This window comes from Streptomyces sp. URMC 123 (assembly GCF_051386515.1).
Classification (GTDB): domain Bacteria; phylum Actinomycetota; class Actinomycetes; order Streptomycetales; family Streptomycetaceae; genus Streptomyces.
Genome location: NZ_JBPQTV010000811.1, coordinates 1 through 212, shown reverse-complemented (window position 1 = coordinate 212; position 212 = coordinate 1). Strand labels below are relative to the sequence as shown.

General features: G+C 73.6%; 1 protein-coding gene. It reads left to right on the top strand.

From position 1 onward, the window contains the following. On the top strand, positions 1-212 hold a 212-nt coding region (locus ACSNOD_RS32090; RefSeq protein ID WP_436770556.1), incomplete at both ends, for a hypothetical protein.

Here is a 212-nt window from a genome sequence, read left to right as displayed (position 1 = left end):
GGGGAGCCGGAGCAGGGGCCGGTGCGCTCGGACGTGGCCATCGACAACCCGGTGCCCACCCCGCCGTTCTGGGGCACCCGGGTGGTCAAGGGCATCCAGCTGGCCGACTACGCGGCCTGGCTGGACGAGAGCGCCCTGTTCAAGGGCCAGTGGGGGCTGAAGCAGGCCCGCGGCGGGCCCTCCTACGAGGAACTGGTCGAGAGCGAGGGCCG